This window comes from Leucobacter muris (genome assembly GCF_004028235.1).
GTDB lineage: Bacteria > Actinomycetota > Actinomycetes > Actinomycetales > Microbacteriaceae > Leucobacter > Leucobacter muris.
In genome coordinates this window covers 2013673-2035166 of record NZ_CP035037.1, presented here as the reverse complement: position 1 = coordinate 2035166, position 21494 = coordinate 2013673, and the positions used below count along the sequence as shown (strand labels likewise).

The following is a 21494-nucleotide window of genomic DNA, read 5'->3' as shown; positions in this document are numbered from 1 at the left end:
TGCGAAAGGCAAGGTTCGGGCTCGCGCGAGAGCTAGAGATGACGCCGGTGTGCTCCATCAGATCGTCGCCGTCGCCACAACTGAGGAAGCGGCGCGGATCGATCTGCGCCGCAAGGTCGAAGCACTCAGCACCTCCTCGTTCCTCGGGCTCACGGGTGCGAACACGATCGCCGAAGCCTCCGTGTCATGGCTGGAACAGGTGAGAGCGCGAGCGGTTGCCGGATCGCTGACGTTCTCGACGTACGAGTCGTATTCGGGAACAGTGCGCTGCGTGCTGCTGCCGCAGTGCGGCGGAATCACCCTCGACGCATTGACCGTCGGGCGGTGCGATCGAATCATCCAGGCGATCATGCTCGGACGCAGCGTCTCCGCCGCCCGCCGCGCCCGCGCCGTTCTCGGGCAGATCTGCGGGTACGCCGTGCGGGATGATGCGATCCCGTTCAACCCCGTGCGAGATGTGCAGCGGCTGCCGTTGCCGGAGAAGAAGACCTCGATCCTCACGCCCGATCAGATCGCCGGGATTCGCGAGCTCATGCAGCAGTGGCGCGTGAAGCCAGGGAACGGTCCGCGACCCGACTACCGGGCGCTCATCGACGGCATGGACATCATGCTCGGCACCTCCGCCCGCGTGGGTGAGTGCGTTGGCCTGCGGCGGTGCGATGTGGACATGACCGTGTCGCCGCCGACGGTGCTGATCGGCGGCACGATCGTGCAGACCAAGGAGCAGGGCATCCATCGGAAGAACTCGCCCAAGCGCACGAGACAGCGCCGCCGTGTGGCGCTCCCGGCACTGTCGGCGGGTGCGGTGCGTCGTCGCCTCGCCTTGGCGGGGAGGGGCAAGGAGGCGTTGCTGTTCGCGACGAAGAACGGCAATCCGATCAGCGTCAGCAACTACGAACGCCTCCTGCGCTCCTTCAGCGACGACAACCGCGATGCCCTCGAAGAGCTCGGCGTAGAGGTCGATCAGTACTCCACGCACATCTACCGCCGCACGACTGCCACGCTCGTCGAGCGCGCTGCGGGTCTCACGCTCGCATCGCGTTTGCTCGGGCACGCGAACGAGCAGATCACGAGAACCAGCTACGTTGTCAGTGCCGAGGAGGTCGACCCGATCACGGTTGACGTGCTCGATGAGATCCTGGGGAGCTGACCATGCGAAGGAACTCTCTTGCCGAGTCAGTATTTTCGTTATACATTAATGGCATGAGTGGGCGCGAGACAATCAATGGGGTTCCCGTTACCGAGGAGCAGATCGACGCCTGGGCCGCTGAAGCCGAGGCTGGCTATGATGTTGCGGCGTTGAAGAAGCGCGGTCGCGGACGCCCCGGTCGCGGCGCTGAGCCCTCTCAGGTCGTCGCGCTCCGGCTCACTCTTGAAGAGATCGCCGCGATCGACGAGCGCGCGGAGCGTGAGGGCAAGTCACGTTCAGAAGTCATCCGCGAAGCGCTTCATCTGTCGGCAGCGTGAACGTTCACGACTCGGCACTGAAGCACGGCGTTCTCCGTGAAGACGCGATTCAAGCGGCGACGTGGGCGGTATGGATCGAGGATCTCGATGAGAACAGTCCGGCACGGCAGTTGCGGCTCGGTTTCGCCACTCGTGGTCGACTCTTAGAGACGGTCGTTCTCGTCTTCGACAGCGGCAATGAGCTGGTGATTCACGCAATGAAGGCTCGATCGCAGATGATCGATCTGCTGCCTTAATCAGATACCTCGTTCAATATTCGCGCGAGTACTTGCCGTTGACGCGGAGTGCAGTCGTCGATGCCCTTCTTCTCGACGGTGAGCGCCCACCAGAGCGTCTGTTCGATGCCGCAATCGCCGCAAGTGCGTGGGGAAACCACACCCCACGCCCCCATCCGTGGCGGAAAATCCCATCCCGCTTCGAAGGCTTCCTCGGAGGTCAGCATTGCGGTCGTGCCGCACGCCTCGCACCAGTGCTCGAATCGCTCTTCGTCCATGGCGTTGAGGGTAGCTCTGACGTCCGACAACTACCGCTGCGTTGCATCGGGTGCAGTCAGGGCTGTTCGGGAAATCCGCGTGCTCCGTTGGCGGCGGAACAGGGCAACTTCTTGAACGTGGGACGGGCTGCATACCTATCGAGTGAAGGAGCACTCTCGGAAAGGAGGAATGGCTTCGTGATCGTGCGGTGAGTTGTCGCGCCCGCGGGTATCATGAAGACGCTCGGAAGTAACTGCGGTGTCGAGAATTCGTGGTTGACGTTCCATCGGAACGAAGCTAAAGTTCTGGAACCGCCACCGGTTCAGGCCGCCCAGATCCACGATTTTTCTAAGAGATGGGGCGGTGGTGTCGATTCGGCACCACCGTAAAAGGCTCAAATTATAGCCTTCGATCGAACAGGGAGCGGGTGTGCCGAATCGGCACCCCCGCTAGGTTCAAGATTCGGTTGCGGGCGCGCCATTTTCTTCATGTGCGCATCCTGAGAATGTTCAGCTTCGCCAACGCGGGCTTCTTATGCCGTTATCCACCAGGAGCCGACTTCTTCGTAGGCGGAGTCGCGGATCGATTCGCTCGTCTCGACCGAGAGGTCATAGTGGCTGAGGTTTCCGGCCCAGTACCGCAGGATCCTCCCCAACTCGGCATCGTGAGGCTGGGGGAGTGCGTCGAGGTCGATCTCGAGGTGGAACCGCATGGCGTTGTCCTTTCGTGCGTGGAACCCGTTCCCTTCAACTGTGACATTGAAGTGTTTCTATAAACTTGGCATGAGCAACTCCGTGGCGCTCGTGAGGTGCGACGGGATGGAGGTGCATGCGTCCCGTCGATCTTGCCCGCACCGTGCAAGTCACGCCACAGACGGTCCGGAACCTCGAAGCGCAGAATGTGCTTGAATTGGCCTGGTTTGAGTTCCGATCTTTATACAAGGATGGAACTACGATGCCAAGCAAATATGACCCTGAACTTCGCCAGCGCGCACTTCGGATGCTCGCCGAAGCCCGTCCCGAGCACGAGTCGCTGACCGCGGCCTGCCGACACGTCGGTGGGCTCCTCGGAGTGAGCCCGGAGACGCTGCGCGTGTGGCAGCGCCGCTACGACATCGATACCGGCGCGAAGCCTGGCACCTCGATCGATATGGCCCAGGAGAACCGGCGGTTACGCCGCGAGGTGAGCGAGCTCCGTAAGGCCAACGAGGTACTCAAAGCCGCGAGCGTGTTTTTCGCGAAGGAACTCGACCGGCCACGAACGAAATGATCAGATTCATCGACGAGTACCGTGATCGTTTCGGGGTCGAGTTCCTCTGTCGTACGCTGCGTGCGGCAGTTCGTGGGTTCCTCACCTCCCGCGGATACCGGGCCGCGAAAGCCCGGTCGGCCTCAGCCAGGCAGCTGCGCGACGAGTTGCTCCTCCCTGAGATCCGGCGGCTCCACGCGAAGCACTATGGCGTGTACGGGCGCCGGAAGATGCATGCCCTGCTGAAGCGTGAGGGGTGGAAGATCGGCCGCGACCAGACCGAGCGTCTGATGCGGCTCGCCGGCGTGCGCGGGGTACGGAAATCAAAGCGCGTGTTCACCACACGCCCTAACAAAACGGCGGCACTGCCTGCCGATCTCGTCAACCGGAGATTCGCCGCTGACGGGCCGCGCAAGCTCTGGGTGTGCGACGTGACCTACGTCGCCACCTGGTCTGGGTTCGCCTATGTCGCGTTCGTCACTGACGTGTACTCGCGCAGAATCGTGGGCTGGAATGTCGCTGCGACGCTGAAATCTGAGGTTCTGCCGATGCAGGCACTCGATATGGCTGCGTGGCAATCGGGCGGCAGGCTCGATGGCCTGATCCATCACGCCGATCACGGGTCGAATTACACCGCCATGGTCTATACGGATCGCATTGCGGAACTCGGAGCAGTGCCCTCGACCGGGACGGTCGGCGACAGTTTTGACAATGCCATGGCTGAGGCGGTCAACAACCTCTACAAGACCGAACTGATCCGACAGCAGGGCCCCTGGCGGACGGTTGAGCAGGTCGAACTCGCGACCCTCGAATACGTGTGGTGGTGGAACCATGAGCGCCTTCACGGGGAGCTCGATATGCGTACCCCGATCGAGGTCGAGCAGGCCTACTATACTGAGGCCGAGGAACTTCTGTCACCGACAGGTTGACAGGAAAACCGGTCGGAACTCAAACCAGGCCAATTCACGGCCGACGACACGATGGCCGCCCCGGCGCCGTCTCCGAACACGGCTGATGCGACGATCTGCTCGGGGTCGCTCGACGACCTGATGTGCAGCGAGCACAGCTCGGTGCAGACCACGAGCACCACGGCGCCCGGTCGCGCGTCGGCGATCGCCTGCGCCGTGCGCAGTGCCGGGAAGGCGGCGGCGCACCCCATGAAGCCGATGTGCGTGCGTTCCGCCGTGCGCGGGATGCCGAGTTGTTTCACCAGCAGGTAGTCGGGCCCCGGAGCGAAGAAGCCCGTGCACGACGCGGTGACGACGTGCGTGATCTCGGCGGCGTCGAAGCCGGAGCGCTCGAGCGCGTCGCGCGCGGCCGCTTCCGAGAGAGGCGGCGCCGCCCGACGGTACACGGCGTTGCGCTCGCCCGTGCTCGGGGCGCGCAGCAGTTCGCCGTCCTCGGAGAAGAGCGTGCCGCCCGAGCCGATCTGGCCGATCACGGAGTACCGGTGGTCGATGGCCGACTGGTCGAACGCGGCCCCGATGAGCCGCGCGGTGAGGCGGCTGACGCCAGGCTGCGCCGCGAAGAAGTCGCGCGCGCGGGGCTGGTCGAGCCGTGCTGCGGGCACGGCGGTGCCGATGGAGAGGAACTTCGTGGACATGTCCCCATGCAAGCTCATGCGCGTCGCTCGCGGGAGGGGTTGACACGGCGCCGGAGCCGCGTGGCGGGAGTCGCGCAGCCGCGGGCGAATCGTCCGCCGGACGGATCGCGAGCGCGATACCGCGCCGACCGCGGCGGCGCAAGCCCCTGTGGTGGCTCCTGCGGGCGTTCCTACAATCGCCGAGAGGCAGCCCGACGCCGTGACGGGCCGCCACCGACCTTCGAAGGAGCATCACATGTCTCAGCAGCACCTCGAAACCCCGACCGACCTGCTGCGCTTCCAGCTGCGCACCGCGATGACGATGGAGGAGGACTCTCTGGCCGCGCTCGGGGAGTTGGCCGAAGCGGCCCCCTCGAAGGACATCCAGAAGCTCTTCCGTCACCACTCCGACGAGACCCGTGAACAGATCGAGAACCTGCGCAAGGTCTTCGGCCTGCTCGGGTTTCCCGAGTCGACCGCGGGCTCGCCCGCGACGAAGGGGATCTCGCGTCAGGCGCAGAGCCTCATCGCGCGGTCCGATCGCTCGCTGCTCGACCAGGTCGCCCTCTCGTGCGCGCTCGGCAACGAGCACTACGAGATCTCGGTCTACCAGTCGCTCATCACCGCCACTCACGCCGAGGGCGCCGCCGACGCGGCGAAGCTGCTGTCGGAGAACCTCGACCAGGAGACGCACACGAGCGAGGAGCTGCTCACCCGGTTGCGCGAGCTCGCCGGGGCGTGACGAGCTCGCCGGGGCCTGGCACCCGCGAGACGTGACGAGCCCGCCGCAGAGCCGTAACGCGGCCGCCCTATACTCGCGCGCATGGACGGAAACGCAGCACAGGGCATCAACTTCTACACGCGCAAGTGGGTGCGCCCGGAGGATCTCAACGCCAACGGCACCCTCTTCGGCGGCAGCCTGCTCAGGTGGATCGACGAGGAAGCCGCGATCTACGCGATCATTCAGCTCGGAAACCATCGCGTGGTGACGAAGTTCATCTCGGAGATCAACTTCGAGTCGTCGGCGCGGCAGGGCGACCTGATCGAGATGGGGCTCGTCGCCACCGATTTCGGCCGCACCTCGCTCACGATGCGGGCGCAGGTGCGCAACATGATCACGCGCAAGACGATCCTCAGCATCGAGCGCATCGTGTTCGTGAACCTCGACGAGTACGGTCAGGCCTCTCCGCACGGGTACACGTCGATCACCTACGACCGCGATCGCATGCCGACGTCGCGCCCCGGCGAGGATTGAGACCGGACCCGATCGGGCACAATGAGGGCATCACTGTCGGGAGACGAGGACTGGGGGACGCATGGCCGCTCGCGGTGCGGGAGCACGTCGGGGGAGTGCGGGGCGGTTGCGCCTTCCGATCTCGCGGGAGGTCGTCGACGGCGGCTTCGTCTATCGGCTGAACGGGCGCCGGATCACGAAGCGCGCCGAGATCGAGCGTCTCGACGCGCTCGTCGTGCCTCCCGCCTGGACGGGGGTCGAGATCGCCCGTTCGCCGCGCGCGAAGGTGCAGGCGCGGGGCCTCGACGCCGCCGGACGCACGCAGACCATCTACCATCCGGCGTTCAGGCGCAGGCAGGATCGGCGCAAGTTTGCGCGGCTCGAGCGCTTCGGCGCCGCGCTGCCGCGCCTGCGCGCCGCGGTGGATCGCGATCTGCGCCGGCGCCGGCTGAGCCGCGATCGGGTCACGGCCTGCGCCGTGCGCCTCATCGACCAGCAGCTCTTCCGGGTAGGCAGCTCGAGGTATGCCGCGCAGCACCGCAGCTACGGCGTCACGACCCTGCGGGCAAGGCACCTGAACGCCTCGTCGACGTCGGTCGAGTACGACTTCGTCGGCAAGAGCGGCCAGCGGCAGCGCGGCCGCGTGCGCGACGCGCGCGTGGCGCGCCTCGTCGCGCGGCTGGAGGAGCTGCCCGGGCCCGAGGTGTTCCGCTTCTTCGACGAGGACGGGGTGGTGCGCCGGCTGCGCAGCCGCCACGTGAACGCCTACGTGAAACGGCACATGGGCGAGGAGTTCACCGCAAAGGATTTCCGCACGTGGGGCGGCACGGTGATCGTCGCGACGGCGCTGCTCGAACTCTCGGAGGAGCAGCTGGCATCCGAGAAGGCGCGCACCGCGGCACTGCGCGCCGGAGTGCGGGAGGCGGCGGAACGGCTCGGCAACACGCCCGCCGTCACCCGCTCCTCGTACGTGGACCCCCGGGTGATGGACGCCGCAGAGCGCCCCGAGACGATCGAGCGGGCGCGCCGATCACGCGCGCGGATGCGGCAGCGCCCGTTCCTCGACGATGACGAGCAGGGCGCTCTGGCCCTGCTCGCCGCCGTCGACGGATCCCGCGCTACGAGCCGCTGATCTCGCCGCTCACGTCGGTGGGCGAGTCGTACTCGCGATCCGGCAGACCGTCGAGCGAGTCGCAGACGTCGTCGTCGGCGCCCGCGTCGCGCGCGGCCCGCAGCAGATCCTGCTTCGTAGCCGGATAGTCGACGCCTCCGAGGTGCTTCTGGATCTGGATGGGGTTCGGTTGCTCGGTCATGAGCCTCTCCTTTCGTTCCCGATGCGGTTCGGGTCTGGTGCGGCGCTGGGGCCGTCGTGCGGGTAGACCACGTCGCTCGCCTCGACGCGGCGGTCGGTCACGGTGGTGGGGGCCTCGAGGTGCACGGCGCCGCTCGGCAGCACGCCTGCGCCGCCTGCACGCTCCATGACGCGCCACTGAGCCACGCGATCCTCGCCGGCGTGCTGGGGCGGCAGTCGGCGCCAGAAGTCGAAGCCACCGGCCTCGTTCAGGGTGCGACGGTCGAAGAGCGCGCACGCACCGATCCAGGCGACACGGTAGAGCAGGCGCTCGTTCTCGCCGAGGTGCTGCTCTCTGGCGAGGTGCGCGGGGTTGGCGGCGTTGTGCAGCGGCCACCGCTCGAACGACTCCAACCAGGGGCGCACACGCTCGGGGGCGACGCGTCCGTGCGGCCACGGCTCGAAGCGCGCGGTCTCGCCGGGGCGCACGTCGCCGAGATGGGAGAGGCCCTGCACGGCGTAGCCCACGAGACCGCAGCCCGCCTCGGTCATCGCGGTGTCGAGTCGGCCGAGCGCGCCGGGCTCGAGCCACACGTCGTCGTCGAGGAAGAGCACGCGCTCGGCCGAGGCGCAGTCGAGCAGGAATTGCCGCTGCTCCGCCATCCCCCGCCGGGGCAGGTGACGGCGCAGCACGACCCGTCTTCCCTGAGCCTCGAGCACCCGCATCATCGCGCGCACGGCGGGCACCCGCTCGATCCCCTCATCGGATTGATCGCTGAGGATCACCGAGAACGGCGGATCCTGCTGCGCGGCGAGCCCCGCGAGGGTCACGGCGAGCTCCGCCGCGCGCCCGGCGGTGGGGATGAGCACGTCGACGGCCGGGGCCGGGGCGGATTCCGGATCGGCCCACCGTGCCGAGTCCCGGCGGGTGCCGCTGTTCATGGCCCGGCCGCCTCCCGCTCGCTCGAGAACCACTCTCCGAGCTGCTCGAGCGAGCACACGCAGGTGCCGGCCCGGCGCACCGCGACGTTCGCGGCGCCCTGAGCGAATCTCGCGGCGTCCTCGATGGGCGCTCCGGCGGCTCGAGACGTGGTGATCGCCGCGGCGAAGACGTCGCCGGCGCCCGATGCGTGCCGCTCGGGAGCGGGTACGGCGTGCGTGCGTGCGGGCTCCCGGTCGCTGCGCAGCAGCACGGTGCCGGTGCGATCGAGCGTCACCACGATCGCGGCCGCGCCGGTCGCCTCGAGCAGCCGGTCGGTCGCGGCGATCGCCCGTTCCACCCGCTCTTCGCCCGACCCGAGGGAGACGCCTGGCAGGGTCTCGGCCTCGGAGGCGTTGGGCGTCACGATGTCCGGTCTCAGCCCGCTCCAGCGCCCGGGGCGGTGCGCGTCGACCACCACGAGGGGCGGGCGGCGCATGGCGGCGAGGCGCTCGACCACGAGATCGTCGAGCAGCGTCGAGCCGTAGTCGCAGACGAGCAGCGCGTCGCTCTCGATCATCGCAGCCTCGGTGCGCTCGCAGAACGCCTCGCGCACGTGGATCGGCCACGCCTCCTCTCGATCCTGGTCGAGGCGCAGCAGCACGTGGTCGGCGACGGTGACGCGCACCTTGGTCGTGGTGCTCGCTCCGGTCACGCTGCGGAGTCCCGAGACGTCGACCCCGGCGGCGGCCAGCTGGGCGCGCAGCTCGTCGGCCGCGTCGTCGTCGCCGACCACGCCCACCGCGCGCACCCGGGCTCCGAGTGCCGCGAGGTTCAGCGCCGTGTTGGCGGCACCGCCCGGCGACTCGGAGCGCTCCGACAGGTGCACCACCGGCGCCGGGGCCTCGCGCGCCACTCGGTCGGCGCTGCCGCTCCACCACCCGTCGAGCAGGTAGTCGCCGATCACGGTCACCCGCGGCCCGGCCTCGTGCACCCGGGCGATGCACTCCTCGGGGGTCACGGCGCTCGCCCCCCTTCGGTCGGCGCGAACGCCCTCACCCGCTGTTTGTGCATCGGCTGTCGCGGGCATGAGGGGGAGCAGGGGCGGCTCTCCGCCCGGGGGAGGAAGGCAGAGGAATGCGTTGGAGGCTCGGCGAGGGGGCGCGGCCCCGCACGGCGCCGGCGGCGGTCGCACCGCTCGGCAGCCGCCTGGAGGGAGTGCGCCGCATCGCGGTGCTGCGCGCCGGCGGGCTCGGCGATCTGCTGTTCGCGTTGCCCGCGATCAGGGCGCTCGCCGTCGCGTACCCCGACGCAGAGGTGACCCTGCTCGGCACCCGGCTCGCGGCCGAGCTGCTGCAGCGACGCGGGGGCGCGCCCCACCGGGTCGTGCAGCTGCCCCGTGTCCCGGGCGTCGGCGCCGACCCCGATGAACGCGTCGACGACCGGGCGATCGCGTCGTTCCTGGCGCAGCAGCGGGCGGAGGGGTACGATCTCGCCGCGCAGATGCACGGCGGCGGGCGCTTCTCGAACCCGTTCCTGCTCGAGCTGGGTGCGCGCTGCACCATCGGAGCCCGTACCCCCGATGCCGCGCCGCTCGACCGCGGCATCGACTACGTCGCCGCTCAGCACGAGGTGATGCGCTGGCTCGAGGTGGCGGGACTGGTGGGCGCGCCGCCCGTCGAGCTCGAGCCCGAGGTGGGCGTCTCCGAGATCGAGCGCGAGCTGGGCCTCGCCTTCCGGGGCCAGGCCGACCGGCCGCTGGTCGCGATGCACCCGGGCGCGACCGATCCGCGTCGCCGCTGGCCGATCGAGAGCTTCGCGGAGCTGGCCGCGGCGCTCGCGTGCGACGGCGTGCGCGTCGTGCTGCTCGGCAGCGCCGACGACGAACGCCGTCTGTGCGGGCACATCGTCGACGCGCTCGGCCTGGAGGCCTCGGTCGCGGGGCTCGTCGAGGACGCCTCCGGGCGGCTGCCGATGCCCGAGCTCGTGGGTCTGCTGAGCGCGGCCGACGTGATGGTCGGCAACGACAGCGGTCCGCGGCACCTGGCGCAGGCCGTCGGCACGCGCACCGCCTCCGTCTTCTGGTGCGGCAACATGCTGAGCGCGGGGCCGCTCGGCAGGCAGCACCACCGGGCGCAGATCTCCTGGACCACCCGCTGCCCGGTCTGCGGGGCCGACTGCACCCCCGAGCGCGTCGCGGAGTGGCGCTGCGAGCACGACGTCTCGTTCGTGGGCGATGTGCCCGTCGATGCGGTGCTCGCAGATGTGCGCGATCTGCTCGGGCCGGCCCCCGGCGCGGCGCGGCGCGGTCCCGGGCGATGACGGCGTGAGGATCACGGCCACGACGGTTCCTCCTCCGGGCAGATCACGAGTTCTCGCACCTCGCAGTGCGGAGGCTGCTGCAGGGCGAAGACCACCGCCCGCGCCACGTCCGAGGGGTCGACGAGCTGCGCATCCGGAGCGGGGCGGTACTGCTCGGGCCGGTCGTCGAAGAACCCCGTGCGCATGCCCGCCGGGATGAGGGTCGTGACGCCGAGGCGCCCCCGCGTCTCGGCCGCGAGTGCCCGGGAGAAGCCGAGCACCCCGAACTTGGAGGCGCAGTATGCGGTGGCGTCGGGCAGCGCGCGCAGCGCGAGCGACGATGCCACGGTGATCACGCGGCCGTGCGCCCGGGTGATGTGGGGCAGCGCGGCCCGCACGGCCGACACCGTGCCGAGCAGGTTGACGCCGATCACGCGCTCCCACTCGTCGGCGGCCACGTCGTCGAGCCGTCCGCACCGATCGATGCCCGCCGCCGTGACGATCGCGTCGATCCCGCCGAGTTCGTCGGCGAGCTCCTCGACCGCCCGCTCGAGCGCGGGGCGGTCCGAGACGTCGGCCGCTCGCGCGGCGAAGCGATCGGGAACCGACGATACATCGAGGTCGATCACGCCGGGGCTGCCCCCGCCCTCGGCGACGGCCTCGGCGACAGCGGCTCCGAGGCCGGAGGCGCCTCCCGTCACGATCACGCGGCCGAGGTGGCGGGGGAAGAGTGTGGTGCGCATGGGATCTCCGTTCGTCGATGTCGGATGGGCGGGGCGACTCAGCCCACGCGGGCGAGCGCGGTCGCGAGCCGGGTCGTGGATCTGCCGAGGTGGTAGGGCACGGTGACGGTGGTGCCGCCCCAGCTGCGCAGCAGCGGCGTCTCGGGGAGCGCCTCGACCGTGTAGTCGCCTCCTTTCACCCAGACGTGCGGGCGCAGCCGCTCGAGTGCTCGCTCGGGACCGTCCTCGTCGAACACGAGCACCGCGTCGACGCAGTTCAGCGCCAGCAGCATCTCGACCCGGTCGTGCTCGCGGATGATCGGGCGCTCGGGCCCTTTCAACCGCCTCACCGAGTCATCCGAGTTCAGGCAGACGACGAGGCAGTCGCCCATGTCTCGCGCGGCCGCGAGGGTGCGCACGTGCCCGGCGTGCAGCAGATCGAAGCAGCCGCCGGCCGCGACGACGGTGCCGCCGCGCTCGTGCACCGAGCGGGCGAGGGCGATCGGGTCGTCTGTCGGCGCGCCGGCGGGCGCTTCGATCGTCTCCGGCTCGGGCAGCGAGGCGACGCCTCCCGCGGCGAGATAGGCCCGCGCCGACGCGACGGCCTCGCGGGCGGCCTCCTCGAGACCGGCGCCGCGCCCGAGCGCGGCCGCCGCGGCCGAGATGAGCCGGTCGCCGGCGCCGCACGGATCGGCCGCCTCGACGGGGTCGGTCGTGATCTCGACAGGCGCTCGTTCGCCCTCGTGCAGCAGCGCGCCGAGTTCGCCGAGCGTCACGAGCACCGCCGCGCAGCCGTAGCGCTCGCGCAGCCGCTCGGCGGCCTCCGACGCGTGCGCGGCCCCGCGCCCCGTGCCCGCCGCCGCGGCTGCCTCGTCGATGTTCGGGGTGACGAGCCGCGCGGCCGAGACGGGCTCCGTGCCGCGCGGGTGCGGATCCCACACGAGCGGCACCCGCAGAGCGCGCCGCTGCAGGGCCGCGCGCAGCTCGGGATGCTCGGTGAGGCGCCGCCCGTAGTCGGAGACGACGATCGCCTCCGCCCGCGAGACCGCGGCGAGTGCGAGATCGTCCACGCGCGGCACAGGCGGCGGTCCGCATCCCTCGTCGATGCGGCACACCGCCTGATCGGCCGTGCGCACGCGTCGCTTCACCGGGGTGGGGGCCGCCGAATCGCACGCGATGATCGAGACGCCGGGCAGTCGCTCGCGGATGCGCCGCGCCGCCTCGTCGTCGCCGAGCGCGGTCACCAGCTCGACCTCGTGACCGTCGTGGTGCAGCATGGCCGCGACGAGTCCCGCCCCGCCCGCGCGGAACCGGTGCGCCGACACGTCGACCACGGGCACGGGCGCGTCGGGGCAGAGCCGCTCGATCGTGCCCTCGACGTCCTCGTCGAGCAGGGTGTCCCCGACCACCGTGATCCTCATGTCGCACCCCCGGCCGACGCGTCGGTCACCTGGGAGTCGAAGACCTCGCAGACCGCGTGGATCGCCGCCAGCTGGCACTCCTGCACGTGCGGGGCGGCGCCGTCGATGCAGACGGCGTCATCGCACACCGTGGTGAGCGGGTTCGGCCCCTCTCCGGTGAGCGCCCAGGTCACGGCCCCCACGTTGCGGGCGGCGCGTGCGGCCTCGATGAGGTTGCGGCTCGCGCCGCTCGTCGAGATCAGCAGCACGATGTCGCCCACGCGGGCGTGGGCGCGAACCTGCCGAGCGAACACCTCGGCGAAGCCGTAGTCGTTGCCGATCGCGGTGAGACTCGAGGTCTCGGCCGAGAGCGCGATCGCCGAGTAGGCGTCGCGGTCGCCGCGGTACCTGCCGACGAGTTCGGCGGCGAGGTGCTGCGCCTCGGCGGCCGAACCGCCGTTGCCGGCGACGAGCAGTCGCGATCCCGAGCGCAGGCGGGCCGCGAGTTCGACGCCCCACGCCTCGAGGTGCTCGGCGTGACGCGAGGCGCACGTGAGTGCGTCTCGCAGGTCTTCGAAGTGAGCAGCGACCCGGTTGCCGTCGACGGCGTCGCGCCGACGGGAGCGGAATGGGGCGGTGGTGTGGGTGATCGTCATTGCGCCATCTCCAAGAGCTGTCCGGGCTGCTGACGCTCGCGCGCGAGCAGCCGCTGGTAGATGCTTTCCGTCTGCCGGGCGACTCCCGCCCAGGTGTAGCGGGCCTCGACGCGCCCGCGGCCCGCCGTGCCGAGCGCGCGTCGGAAGGGCTCGTCGCCGAGCATCCGGGCGGCCGCCTCGGCGATGGCGAGGGCGTCGTGCGGTGGCACGTGCAGGCCGGTGATCCCGTCGATCACGCTGTCGCGCAGCCCGCCGACCTCGGCCGCGATGACGGGGGTGCCGCACGCCATGCTCTCGAGCGGCACGATGCCGAACGGCTCGTACCAGGGCGTGCAGATCACGGCGTCGGCCGAACGCAGCAGGGCCGGCATCCGGTCCCGGCCCACCTGGCCGCGCAGGTGCACCCGGTCGGCGACCCCGAGCTCCCGGGCGAGCTCGCCCAGCCGGTCGACCTCCGCGTCGCGGCCGTCGACCACGTCGCCCGATCCCACGATCTCGAGCTCGACGTCGTCGAAGCCCAGCTCGCGCAGCAGCGGCAGCGCGCGGATCGCGAGATCCATGCCCTTGCGCGGCACGATGCGGCCCACGCTCAGCAGGCGGTGCCGCGAGCCGCGCCGCTCGGCGGTGCCCACCGTGTCGAACTCGTCCGGGTCGACCCCGCACGGGGCGATCTCGATGCGGTGCGAGGGCACGCCCAGGGCGCGCAACTCGTCGACCTCGTCGTCGCAGGTCGCGATGACCGCGTCGGCCTGCTGGCCCACGCGGGGTTCGAGATCGGCCCGCTCCGCGGGGCTCGTGTCGGACGCCCCCTGGTGGCGGCGCTTGACGGCGCCGAGAGCGTGGAAGGTGTGTGCGACCGCGGGGCGCTGGTGCTCGGGCAGCAGCCGCGCCCCCTCGAGCGCGGCGATGCCCGACATCCAGAAGTGACTGTGCACCACGTCCGGCGGATCGTAGCGCCACGAGGCGGCGAGCTCCTCGGCGAGCACGCCCATGTAGGGCAGCAGCTCGTCCTTCGGGATCCTGCGCGGCGGGCCGGCGGTGAGGTGCACCACGTCGACGCCCTTGCACAGCGCCACCCTCGTGGGGAGCGCCGCGTCGTCGCGGCGCGTGTAGACGGTGACCGTGTGCCCGAGATCGGCGAGGGCGCGCGAGAGCGCCGCCACGTGCACGTTCTGCCCGCCCGAGTCGACGCTCCCGGGGGGGGGGGGCGCGAGGGGGCTGGCGTGTTCGGAGACCATGGAGATTCTCATCGGAGTGCTCCTTTCATAAGCCCGGGCGCCGCGGGGTTCGCGGGGTCGGGGGATCGGTGCGCGGTGTCCGCCGGGGTGCGGACGCGGCGAGCTGCGCGGGTCTCGACCTGATCGGCGAGCAGAGTGTCCCAGTCGTGCAGGAACCGCTCGAGGCCGTAATGCTCGAGGGCGAACGCGCGGGCCGCGCGCCCGCGTTGGCGAGCCTCGTCGGGATCCTCGATCAGGCGCCCGGCCGCGGCGGCCAGCTCTGTCGGGTCGGCCGAGACGGCGCCCGCGTCGGGGGGGGGGGGCACGGCGCGCGGTGCCTCGGTCGTTGCAAGCGCGAGCACCGGCATGCCGAGGTGCATGGCCTCGAGCAGCGACAGGCCCAGTGAGGTCCAGCGCAGCGGGTGCAGATAGGCGCGTCGTCGCGCGAGCTCGGCGTGCAGCTGCGCCGTGGGGAGATCGCCCACGGCCTGCAGACGGTCGCCCAGGCCGAGGGCCTCGGGCAGCAGGTCGACGTCGATCCCGAAGCAGTCGAGGGTCGCGGCCCGCGCGAACGTCGGCAGTAGATCGGTGCCGGTCACCCGTCCACGTCGCACCGGCTCGTTGATGACGACCCCGAGCGTCGGCAGATCCCCGACGTAGAGGGGACCAGGATCCGGCACCCCGTGCTCGATCACCACCGTGGGCGCCTCCCCGCAGTCCCAGGCGAGGCGGTTGAAGTGGGTCACGTGAGCGACCGGGATCTCGCGCTGTTCGGCGAGCGGATGGCGCTCGGTCACGGGCAGGCGCTTGGGGGTGTTGTGCTCGACGAACACGGCGGGCACGTCGCGCCCGGGCCGCCGGCCGAGCAGGCGCTCGACGAGCTCGAGCTCCTCGGTGCGCTGCAGCACGACGACGTCGACCTCCTCGTCGCGCAGCGAGGCCGGATCGACCGGGCGCGCCCCCTGCGGCAGCTCCGGAAGCGTCGTCTGCGGCTCCGCGGGGATCAGGTACTCGTGCCGGCCTCGCAGGAAGCCGTCCATCCATCCGCCGTGCACGTGCCACACCAGGATTCTCATCGCAGTGCTCCTTTCGTCGGGCTCGATGCGATCGTCTCGCCGCCCCGCGCCGCCTCGAGGTCGAGCGCCGCCGCCACCACGGCCTGCGCGCTCACCCCGGCGAGGCACGGGTGCCCCGGCACGGGGCAGACACGGGCCCGGCTGCCGCGGCAGGGCGCCGTCTGGTCGCCCAGCAATCGCTGCGGCACGCCGTAGGGGCGCCAGCGCTCGGCCGGCACGAGGGGCGAGAATAGGCTCACGATGGGCGTTCCGACCGCCGCGGCGAGGTGCGCGGGCCCGGTGTTCCCCACGATCACCACGCTCGCCCCGGCGAGCACCCCGGCGAGTTGCGGCAGTGTGCACGCCCCCGCGAGGTCCACCGCACCGGGCGCCTCCCGCACCACCGCGCGGGTGAGCAGGCGTTCGTCGCTGCCGCCCGTCACCACCACTCGGCGCCCCTGCTCGGTGAGCAGCCGGGCCGCCCCGGCGAAGCCTGTGACGGGCCACTGCCTGGCCGGCACCGCGGCGCCCGGGTGCAGCACGATGTAGGGAGCGGATCCGGTGAGCGCGGAGGCCTCGGGCACCGGTCGGATCCGCAGCCGCCCGTCGTCCCGGCACGGGAATCCCGCGGCGTCCGCGATCGCGAGGGCCCGTTCGGGCTCCGGGATGTCCTCGGGCAGATCCTCGCCCGGGCGCAGCCGCACGTCGAGCAGCGAGCCCGGGTAGTCCACCGATGCGCCTGAGATGCGGGGGACGCCCGCGACGCGCAGCAGCATCGCAAGGGGCAGCGGGGACTGGTGGAACGAGGTGACGATCACCGCCTCCGAGAGGCGCGCCGCCCGCAGCCGCCCCACGAGCGAGTCGAGGTGATCGGCGTCGGCGGGCGGGGCGGGGTCCGAGATCCACGGGGCGTCCCAGACGATCACCTCCGAGACGCCCGGCAGCAGGTGCGCGGCGGCGGCGCCGCGCGGGCCGCAGAGCATCACCACCTGGGCCCGCTCGGCGACGGCCCGCACGGCCGGGCCCGCGAGCAGCACGTCGCCGAGACTGTCGAGCCTCGCCACGAGCACCCGGGGCTTCATGCGCGCGCCTCCGCGAACTCGGGCACGAGCAGCGCCACGGCCTCCCGCACCGTGCGCGCGACGAGCGGGGCGGCGGCGACCTCCTCGGGCAGGGTCTGGGGCGTGGGGACGAGCACCGCGCGCGCTCCCGCCGCCCGGGCCGCCTCGATGTCGGCGCCGATGTCGCCGATCATCACGATGCGGCTCGGGTCGATGCCCAGCTGCTCGGCGGCCGAGAGGATCATGCCGGGCTGCGGCTTGCGGCAGGCGCAGCCGTCATCCGGGGCGTGGGGGCAGATGCGCCACACGTCGAAGGGTCCGAGCAGCGCGTTGACGCGCCGGTCGACCTCGCGCACCTGATCGGAGGTGAGCAGTCCTCGGCCGATGCCCGACTGGTTGCTGATGACGCCCACCCGGATACCGAGCTCGCGCAGCTCGTCGAGCGTGTCGGCCACGGTGGGCAGCGACCGCACTCGCTCGGGCTCGGCGTTGTAGGGCACGTCCTCGACGAGGGTGCCGTCGCGGTCGAAGAAGACCGCCGCGATCGGGGCGTCACTGCTGCTCATACCCCTCCGGTTCCCCGAAGCAGAAGCAGTAAACACCGGTTTACGGCCTTGTTTAGACCTCGCCGGCTGTGGTAATGGGTGGGGCATGACAGCCCGCACCGACCCGCCCGTCCCGCCCGTCCTGCTCGTGCTGCGGGCGCTGAAGCTCGGCGACCTGCTCGTGGCGGTGCCCGCCCTGAAGGGGCTTCGACGCGGATTTCCCGACCACCGCATCGTGCTCGCCGCGCCGGGGTGGCTCGCGCCAGTCGTGCGGCTCATCGACGCCGTGGACGAGCTGCTGCCCACACCGGGGCTCGACGAGCCGCTGCCCTTCACCCCCGGTCAGGTCGATGTGGCGGTGAATCTGCACGGCTGCGGGGAGGAGAGCCGCCGCCGCATCGACGAGCTGGGAGCGCGCCTGTCGATCGTGCACAGCACCCCCGGGCGCCCCGATGGGCTGCAGTGGGTCGACGGCATGCACGAACGCGAACGCTGGGTGCGGCTCGTCTCCGCCCACGGGATCGAGGCCGATGCCTCCGACGTCGCGATCGCCGCGCCGTACGAGGCTCCTGGGCAGCGGGGGCCGCCGTGGTGCACGTGGGGGCGTTCTACCGGTCGCGCGAGTGGCCGTCCGAGCGGTTCGCGCAGGTGGCGCGCCGACTCGCGGAGAGCGGGCTGCGGGTGGTGCTGACGGGAGGGGAGCAGGATCGGGCCCGGGCGCTCGAAGTCGCGCGCGCGGCGGGGCTGCCCGAGAACGACGTGCTCGCGGGCGCGGCCGACCTCACCGCCTTCGCCGCGGTCGTCGCCGCTGCGGCGGTGCTCGTGACAGTCGATACGGGCGCGGCCCACCTCGCCTCCGCTTACGGCACACCGTCCGTGGTGCTCTTCGGGCCGGCGCCGCCGGAGGTGTGGGGACCGCCGGCCGACGGTCCCCACGTCGTGCTGACCGATGCTCGACTGCGCCGCGGGGCGGCGTTCGCCGACGATCCCGATCCCGCTCTGCTCGCGGTCACCGCCGACGAGGTCGTCGCCGCGGCGCGCTCACTCGTGCGCGCCGCGTGCGAAGAGCTCTCGGCGTAGCGCGTCGAGGCCGCGCCGCAGCAGGCGGGAGACCTGCATATGGCTCACCCCGATCTCCGCGGCGATCTCGGTCTGAGTCATGTCCCGGAAGTAGCGCAGGTGCACGGCGCGGCGCTCCGCGAGCGGGATCGTGCGAAGGGCCGAGGTGAGGGTGAGCGTCAGATCGGCGCGCTCCTCCATCTCGCCCTCGGGCGCCGGCATGGCGTCTCCGAGCGAGACGGTCTCGGCATCTCCGCCGCCGCCCGTCGAACCGACCGGCGCGTCGAGGGACAGCGCCTGCCGTCCCCGCCCGCACTCGAGAGCCTCGGAGACGCGCGACGGCGACCGCCCCACCTCGGCGGCGAGCTCCTCGACCGTCGGTTCGCGGCCCAGACGCTGGGCGAGCGCGGGGACGAGCCCGCGCAGTTCGAGCGCCAGCTCCTGCAGGGCGCGTGGCGGGCGCACGGCCCAGGTCGCATCGCGCAGGTAGCGCTTGATCTCGCCCGAGATCGTCGGCACCGCGAAGGCGGCGACACCGCTGCCGCACTGGGCGTCGAACCGTCGCACCGCTTTGGTGAGCCCCACGTAGGCCACCTGCCGCAGCTCGTTCAGCTCGACGCCCGAGCTCTGAAAGCGCTGGGCTATCGCATTCGCGAGTCCGAGGTACTCGAGCACCACTCGCTGTTCGAGTTCCCTCCGGCCTTCGGCCGAGAACTCACGCGCCGAGTCGAGGGCCGCTGCGGCGCGCGCATCGTGGGCCTCCTGCGCCCGCACCCGTGCGGTCCGATCGACCTCGGCGACGGTAGCACGCGTCCGGCGCTCCGCGGTGAGCGCGCCCGACCCCGCCGAGGCGGTGGAGTCGACAAGAGCGGCACGCATGATGTCACTCCTCGGAGTCGCGCTCGCCGGCCGCGCCCGTCGTGCGCTTCGGATCCTCGTCCTCGGCGCCGTCCGGCGCCGGCGCATCCGTGGCGGGGCCCGCGGGCACCGCACCGCCCTCGTCGGCCCAGTCCGAGCCGAGGCGGTCATCGCGCGCGGGATCGCTCAGCACGTCCTCCTCGGACTCCGGCGCGTCCGAGCCGTGCTCGGTGGGCACCGTGCTCGAACGCAGCTCCCGCTCCTCCGACTCGTGCTTGCGCGGCTCTCCCGGCTTCGAGGCCTGGGGGTCGTTGATGCTCATGACTGCGCTCCTCTCGTGCGTCTCCGGATTCGGATCACCCGGCTCACCGACCGTAACCACGCAGCTCTCGAGCGTTCGAGGGCTTGCACTTCTCCCCGGGATCGGCTAGCGCGTAAATATATGTTGCCGTGACATCTGTCAAGGCCTGGGTAGCCGTGCGGCGGAAGGCCACGATGATGACTGGGCCGCCCTCGAGCTGCGCGAGCAGCGGAACGGCGCGATCCCGCCCCTGCCCGAGGAGGTTTGGACCGTGCGAACTGACACCCTGCAACTGCTCTCCGTACTGCCGCTCGCCGAGCTGGCCGAGATCGCAGCGGATCCGCGACGAGGGGCGGTGGCCGGTGCCCCCGAGCCGCCGGTGCACGGCGCGCCGTCGCCGCCCGCCCGCCGCGTCGAAGCGGAGGCGGCCCCGACCGAATGCGCGCGGGCGTGAATCGGGCAGGGGCGGGATCGCGCCGTTCCGCTGCTCGCGCAGCTCGCAGCCCGCTTGTCAACGGGGTCGCCGTGCGGTGACGGCTCGCATACAGTCGCCGATATGACGCACCGATGGCAGACGACCTCACTGTGGCGGTTGACGGGCCCGAGCATCGAGTCGGAGACGTTCTCGCCCGATCCCTGCGACGCCGTGGTCGTCGGGGCCGGGCTCACCGGCCTGACGACCGCCGTGCTGCTGGCTCGCGCGGGGCAGCGCGTGACCGTGCTCGAGGCCCGCAGAGCCGGCGCGGTCACCACGGGCAACACGACCGGCAAGCTCAGCCTGCTGCAGGGCACCGTGCTCTCCGAGCTGCGCTCGCACGCGGGCGACGGGGCGCTGCAGGCGTACGCCGAGGCGAACCGGGAGGGGCAGGCCTGGCTGCTGCGGCAGCTCGAGAGCTGGGGCCTCGAAGCCGAGCGGCGCACCGCGTACACGTACGCCGCCGAGCCCGCGCAGCTCGAGTCGCTCGAGCGCGAGCTCGACGCCGCCCGCTCGGCCGGCGTGGCGGCCTTCGACACGACGGAGACCGGGCTGCCCTTCGAGACCGCGGGCGCGCTCGCGCTCGCCGAGCAGGCCCAGCTGCAGCCGATGATCGTGCTCGCGGCGCTGGCCGCCGAGTTGCGCGAGCGCGGCGGCCGGCTCGTGGAGCGCTGCCGGGTGGTCGACGTCGACCGGCGCGACGCGGGTGTGCGGGTGCGCAGCGTGCTCGGCGACATCGACGCCGGGGTCTGCGTGCTCGCGAGCGGGGTGCCGGTGCTCGACCGCGGCCTGTTCTTCGCGAAGCTGGAACCATCGCGGTCGTTCGTGGGCGCTTACCGCCCGGGTCCGACATCGTCGCCCCTGCCGTCCGGCATGTACGTCTCGGCCGGCGCCCCCGATCGTTCGCTGCGCACCGCGGCGGGCCGCGACGGCGAGCAGCTGCTGCTCGTGGGCGGAGGAGCGCACGTGACCGGCCGCGCCGAGCGCACCGACGACGAACTGCGCGCGATCGACGCGTGGGCGCAGCAGAATTTCGGGGTGCGGGATCGCGAGTGCTGGTGGGCGGCGCAGGACTACCGCGCGCACTCCCGCATCCCCTTCGCCGGCCCGCTGCCCCGGGGTGGCGGGCGCATCTACGCGGCCACGGGGTACAACAAGTGGGGCATGACGAACGCCGTCGCGGCCGCGCTGACGATCGCCGCCGACGTGCTCGGCGGCCACCTCGAGTGGGCGCTGGAGCTGCGACGGCACGCCGCGCGACTGCCCGAGATGCGCGACGCGATCGGAGCCAACGCGGCGGTCGCCGGGCACCTCGTCTCGGGGTGGGCCTCCGCCCAGCTGCGATCGAGCGACGAGGTCGGCGTGCCGGTCGAGGGCGAGGGAGTGGTCGCGCGCGACGGCGCCTCGCCCGTGGGCATGGCGAAGGTCGACGGCGAGGTCTGCCGGGTATCCGGGGTGTGCACGCACCTCGGCGGCGTGCTGAACTGGAACGCCGCCGAGCAGTCGTGGGACTGCCCCCTGCACGGTTCGCGCTTCGCGGCCGACGGGCGCCTGCTCGAGGGGCCTGCGGTGCGGGATCTCGATCGCCTCGACGATGCGGGGCCCGCTTCCGCGAGCCCGATGTGAGCGG

Annotated in this window: 25 protein-coding genes and 1 pseudogene; 11 read left to right on the top strand and 15 right to left on the bottom strand. The window is 71.5% G+C overall.

Features of this window, described 5'->3' with window-relative positions; all coding sequences use genetic code 11:
• Positions 1 to 49 precede the first annotated feature (49 nt).
• Genes Leucomu_RS09570 through Leucomu_RS09560 form a run of 3 tightly spaced genes read left to right on the top strand, consistent with a single transcriptional unit; the run spans position 50 to position 1703 of the window.
• The gene (locus tag Leucomu_RS09570; protein WP_228407055.1) at positions 50 to 1150 is read left to right on the top strand and encodes a tyrosine-type recombinase/integrase; all 1101 of its coding nucleotides are present in this window, start codon (positions 50 to 52) and stop codon (positions 1148 to 1150) included.
• 53 nt (positions 1151 to 1203) lie between these two features.
• Positions 1204 to 1467, top strand: a complete 264-nt coding sequence (locus Leucomu_RS09565) for a ribbon-helix-helix protein, CopG family (protein ID WP_128387065.1) — start codon at positions 1204 to 1206, stop codon at positions 1465 to 1467.
• Complete coding sequence (locus Leucomu_RS09560; RefSeq protein ID WP_128387064.1) at positions 1464 to 1703, top strand: toxin; 240 nt, start codon at positions 1464 to 1466, stop codon at positions 1701 to 1703. The genes Leucomu_RS09565 and Leucomu_RS09560 overlap by 4 nt, the downstream gene beginning before the upstream one ends.
• Here the strand turns inward: Leucomu_RS09560 and Leucomu_RS09555 are convergent.
• Both Leucomu_RS09555 and Leucomu_RS09550 read right to left on the bottom strand, forming a co-directional pair.
• A complete protein-coding gene (locus tag Leucomu_RS09555; protein WP_128387063.1) occupies positions 1700 to 1960 on the bottom strand; it encodes a hypothetical protein in 261 nt (86 codons plus the stop codon). The genes Leucomu_RS09560 and Leucomu_RS09555 overlap by 4 nt on opposite strands.
• 512 nt (positions 1961 to 2472) lie before the next feature.
• A complete protein-coding gene (locus Leucomu_RS09550) occupies positions 2473 to 2652 on the bottom strand; it encodes a hypothetical protein (protein WP_128387062.1) in 180 nt (59 codons plus the stop codon).
• A gap of 242 nt (positions 2653 to 2894) precedes the next feature.
• Here Leucomu_RS09550 and Leucomu_RS09545 point away from each other — a divergent pair.
• Positions 2895 to 4117, top strand: a protein-coding gene (locus Leucomu_RS09545; RefSeq protein ID WP_128387751.1) for an IS3 family transposase whose coding sequence is annotated in 2 segments (ribosomal slippage) — positions 2895 to 3180 and positions 3180 to 4117 — 1224 coding nt in all. Because the reading frame shifts where the segments join, the coding sequence is not laid out codon by codon here.
• Here the strand turns inward: Leucomu_RS09545 and Leucomu_RS09540 are convergent.
• On the bottom strand, positions 4078 to 4791 hold the full coding sequence (locus Leucomu_RS09540) for a beta-ketoacyl-[acyl-carrier-protein] synthase family protein (RefSeq protein ID WP_228407054.1): 714 nt from the start codon (positions 4789 to 4791) through the stop codon (positions 4078 to 4080). The two genes, Leucomu_RS09545 and Leucomu_RS09540, sit on opposite strands and share 40 nt — an antisense overlap.
• 235 nt (positions 4792 to 5026) lie before the next feature.
• Here Leucomu_RS09540 and Leucomu_RS09535 point away from each other — a divergent pair, with 235 nt between their 5' ends.
• The 3 genes from Leucomu_RS09535 to Leucomu_RS09525 all read left to right on the top strand — a co-directional run bounded on the left by Leucomu_RS09535 (position 5027) and on the right by Leucomu_RS09525 (position 7136).
• The gene (locus Leucomu_RS09535; protein WP_017883150.1) at positions 5027 to 5512 is read left to right on the top strand and encodes a YciE/YciF ferroxidase family protein; all 486 of its coding nucleotides are present in this window, start codon (positions 5027 to 5029) and stop codon (positions 5510 to 5512) included.
• Positions 5513 to 5593: 81 nt separating this feature from the next.
• Complete coding sequence (locus Leucomu_RS09530; protein WP_017883149.1) at positions 5594 to 6025, top strand: acyl-CoA thioesterase; 432 nt, start codon at positions 5594 to 5596, stop codon at positions 6023 to 6025.
• Positions 6026 to 6131: 106 nt separating this feature from the next.
• Positions 6132 to 7136 carry a DNA topoisomerase IB gene (locus Leucomu_RS09525; protein ID WP_017883148.1) on the top strand — a complete coding sequence of 335 codons (1005 nt, stop codon included), beginning with the start codon at positions 6132 to 6134 and terminating at the stop codon, positions 7134 to 7136.
• Here the strand turns inward: Leucomu_RS09525 and Leucomu_RS09520 are convergent.
• From Leucomu_RS09520 to Leucomu_RS09510, 3 genes are read right to left on the bottom strand one after another with little or no spacing between them, the layout of a single operon-like run.
• Positions 7123 to 7317, bottom strand: coding sequence for a DUF2795 domain-containing protein (locus tag Leucomu_RS09520; RefSeq protein WP_017883147.1), 195 nt, complete (start codon positions 7315 to 7317; stop codon positions 7123 to 7125). The genes Leucomu_RS09525 and Leucomu_RS09520 overlap by 14 nt on opposite strands.
• Positions 7314 to 8237, bottom strand: coding sequence for a glycosyltransferase family A protein (locus Leucomu_RS09515; protein ID WP_051066150.1), 924 nt, complete (start codon positions 8235 to 8237; stop codon positions 7314 to 7316). The genes Leucomu_RS09520 and Leucomu_RS09515 overlap by 4 nt, the downstream gene beginning before the upstream one ends.
• On the bottom strand, positions 8234 to 9235 hold the full coding sequence (locus tag Leucomu_RS09510; RefSeq protein ID WP_017883145.1) for a bifunctional heptose 7-phosphate kinase/heptose 1-phosphate adenyltransferase: 1002 nt from the start codon (positions 9233 to 9235) through the stop codon (positions 8234 to 8236). Before Leucomu_RS09510 ends, Leucomu_RS09515 begins: the two co-directional genes overlap by 4 nt.
• 116 nt (positions 9236 to 9351) lie before the next feature.
• On the opposite strand from Leucomu_RS09510, the gene Leucomu_RS09505 reads away from it, so the two are divergent.
• Positions 9352 to 10536, top strand: a complete 1185-nt coding sequence (locus Leucomu_RS09505) for a glycosyltransferase family 9 protein (protein ID WP_128387061.1) — start codon at positions 9352 to 9354, stop codon at positions 10534 to 10536.
• An 11-nt stretch (positions 10537 to 10547) separates the two neighbouring features.
• Here Leucomu_RS09505 and Leucomu_RS09500 read toward each other — a convergent pair whose 3' ends face one another.
• From Leucomu_RS09500 to Leucomu_RS09470, 7 genes are read right to left on the bottom strand one after another with little or no spacing between them, the layout of a single operon-like run.
• Positions 10548 to 11258: an SDR family oxidoreductase gene (locus Leucomu_RS09500; RefSeq protein WP_017883143.1), complete on the bottom strand. Its 711-nt coding sequence runs from the start codon at positions 11256 to 11258 to the stop codon at positions 10548 to 10550.
• Between the two features lie 38 nt (positions 11259 to 11296).
• The gene (locus tag Leucomu_RS09495; protein WP_128387060.1) at positions 11297 to 12658 is read right to left on the bottom strand and encodes a PfkB family carbohydrate kinase; all 1362 of its coding nucleotides are present in this window, start codon (positions 12656 to 12658) and stop codon (positions 11297 to 11299) included.
• Positions 12655 to 13293 carry a D-sedoheptulose-7-phosphate isomerase gene (locus Leucomu_RS09490; RefSeq protein ID WP_017883141.1) on the bottom strand — a complete coding sequence of 213 codons (639 nt, stop codon included), beginning with the start codon at positions 13291 to 13293 and terminating at the stop codon, positions 12655 to 12657. The genes Leucomu_RS09495 and Leucomu_RS09490 overlap by 4 nt, the downstream gene beginning before the upstream one ends.
• Complete coding sequence (locus Leucomu_RS09485) at positions 13290 to 14543, bottom strand: glycosyltransferase (protein WP_128387059.1); 1254 nt, start codon at positions 14541 to 14543, stop codon at positions 13290 to 13292. The genes Leucomu_RS09490 and Leucomu_RS09485 overlap by 4 nt, the downstream gene beginning before the upstream one ends.
• The gene (locus Leucomu_RS09480; protein WP_128387058.1) at positions 14540 to 15586 is read right to left on the bottom strand and encodes a glycosyltransferase; all 1047 of its coding nucleotides are present in this window, start codon (positions 15584 to 15586) and stop codon (positions 14540 to 14542) included. Before Leucomu_RS09480 ends, Leucomu_RS09485 begins: the two co-directional genes overlap by 4 nt.
• Entirely contained in the window at positions 15583 to 16647 is a 1065-nt protein-coding gene (locus Leucomu_RS09475; RefSeq protein WP_128387057.1) for a glycosyltransferase family 9 protein, read from the bottom strand. Before Leucomu_RS09475 ends, Leucomu_RS09480 begins: the two co-directional genes overlap by 4 nt.
• Positions 16644 to 17192 (bottom strand): D-glycero-alpha-D-manno-heptose-1,7-bisphosphate 7-phosphatase, encoded by a 549-nt coding sequence (locus Leucomu_RS09470; protein ID WP_017883137.1) that lies wholly within the window; start codon positions 17190 to 17192, stop codon positions 16644 to 16646. Before Leucomu_RS09470 ends, Leucomu_RS09475 begins: the two co-directional genes overlap by 4 nt.
• A gap of 85 nt (positions 17193 to 17277) precedes the next feature.
• Between Leucomu_RS09470 and Leucomu_RS09465 the strand changes: the two are divergent.
• Positions 17278 to 18251: pseudogene (locus Leucomu_RS09465) on the top strand (glycosyltransferase family 9 protein).
• Here Leucomu_RS09465 and Leucomu_RS09460 read toward each other — a convergent pair.
• A complete protein-coding gene (locus tag Leucomu_RS09460) occupies positions 18213 to 19109 on the bottom strand; it encodes a sigma-70 family RNA polymerase sigma factor (RefSeq protein ID WP_164884532.1) in 897 nt (298 codons plus the stop codon). The pseudogene Leucomu_RS09465 and the gene Leucomu_RS09460 overlap by 39 nt on opposite strands.
• A gap of 4 nt (positions 19110 to 19113) precedes the next feature.
• Positions 19114 to 19410 carry a hypothetical protein gene (locus tag Leucomu_RS09455; RefSeq protein WP_228407053.1) on the bottom strand — a complete coding sequence of 99 codons (297 nt, stop codon included), beginning with the start codon at positions 19408 to 19410 and terminating at the stop codon, positions 19114 to 19116.
• Between the two features lie 250 nt (positions 19411 to 19660).
• On the opposite strand from Leucomu_RS09455, the gene Leucomu_RS09450 reads away from it, so the two are divergent.
• Both Leucomu_RS09450 and Leucomu_RS09445 read left to right on the top strand, forming a co-directional pair.
• Complete coding sequence (locus Leucomu_RS09450; protein ID WP_017883133.1) at positions 19661 to 19843, top strand: hypothetical protein; 183 nt, start codon at positions 19661 to 19663, stop codon at positions 19841 to 19843.
• A gap of 102 nt (positions 19844 to 19945) precedes the next feature.
• Positions 19946 to 21490 carry an FAD-dependent oxidoreductase gene (locus tag Leucomu_RS09445; RefSeq protein WP_128387055.1) on the top strand — a complete coding sequence of 515 codons (1545 nt, stop codon included), beginning with the start codon at positions 19946 to 19948 and terminating at the stop codon, positions 21488 to 21490.
• Positions 21491 to 21494: the final 4 nt, after the last annotated feature.

Coding starts and splice junctions, on each gene's coding strand:
- Leucomu_RS09500 (WP_017883143.1), bottom strand. CDS start 11,258: ATGCGCACCACACTCTTCCCCCGCCACCTCGGCCGCGTGATCGTGACG.
- Leucomu_RS09445 (WP_128387055.1), top strand. CDS start 19,946: ATGACGCACCGATGGCAGACGACCTCACTGTGGCGGTTGACGGGCCCG.
- Leucomu_RS09505 (WP_128387061.1), top strand. CDS start 9,352: ATGCGTTGGAGGCTCGGCGAGGGGGCGCGGCCCCGCACGGCGCCGGCG.
- Leucomu_RS09455 (WP_228407053.1), bottom strand. CDS start 19,410: ATGAGCATCAACGACCCCCAGGCCTCGAAGCCGGGAGAGCCGCGCAAG.
- Leucomu_RS09495 (WP_128387060.1), bottom strand. CDS start 12,658: ATGAGGATCACGGTGGTCGGGGACACCCTGCTCGACGAGGACGTCGAG.
- Leucomu_RS09550 (WP_128387062.1), bottom strand. CDS start 2,652: ATGCGGTTCCACCTCGAGATCGACCTCGACGCACTCCCCCAGCCTCAC.
- Leucomu_RS09555 (WP_128387063.1), bottom strand. CDS start 1,960: ATGGACGAAGAGCGATTCGAGCACTGGTGCGAGGCGTGCGGCACGACC.
- Leucomu_RS09515 (WP_051066150.1), bottom strand. CDS start 8,237: ATGAACAGCGGCACCCGCCGGGACTCGGCACGGTGGGCCGATCCGGAA.
- Leucomu_RS09490 (WP_017883141.1), bottom strand. CDS start 13,293: ATGACGATCACCCACACCACCGCCCCATTCCGCTCCCGTCGGCGCGAC.
- Leucomu_RS09540 (WP_228407054.1), bottom strand. CDS start 4,791: ATGTCCACGAAGTTCCTCTCCATCGGCACCGCCGTGCCCGCAGCACGG.
- Leucomu_RS09470 (WP_017883137.1), bottom strand. CDS start 17,192: ATGAGCAGCAGTGACGCCCCGATCGCGGCGGTCTTCTTCGACCGCGAC.
- Leucomu_RS09485 (WP_128387059.1), bottom strand. CDS start 14,543: ATGAGAATCTCCATGGTCTCCGAACACGCCAGCCCCCTCGCGCCCCCC.
- Leucomu_RS09535 (WP_017883150.1), top strand. CDS start 5,027: ATGTCTCAGCAGCACCTCGAAACCCCGACCGACCTGCTGCGCTTCCAG.
- Leucomu_RS09520 (WP_017883147.1), bottom strand. CDS start 7,317: ATGACCGAGCAACCGAACCCCATCCAGATCCAGAAGCACCTCGGAGGC.
- Leucomu_RS09480 (WP_128387058.1), bottom strand. CDS start 15,586: ATGAGAATCCTGGTGTGGCACGTGCACGGCGGATGGATGGACGGCTTC.
- Leucomu_RS09565 (WP_128387065.1), top strand. CDS start 1,204: ATGAGTGGGCGCGAGACAATCAATGGGGTTCCCGTTACCGAGGAGCAG.
- Leucomu_RS09460 (WP_164884532.1), bottom strand. CDS start 19,109: ATGCGTGCCGCTCTTGTCGACTCCACCGCCTCGGCGGGGTCGGGCGCG.
- Leucomu_RS09475 (WP_128387057.1), bottom strand. CDS start 16,647: ATGAAGCCCCGGGTGCTCGTGGCGAGGCTCGACAGTCTCGGCGACGTG.
- Leucomu_RS09530 (WP_017883149.1), top strand. CDS start 5,594: ATGGACGGAAACGCAGCACAGGGCATCAACTTCTACACGCGCAAGTGG.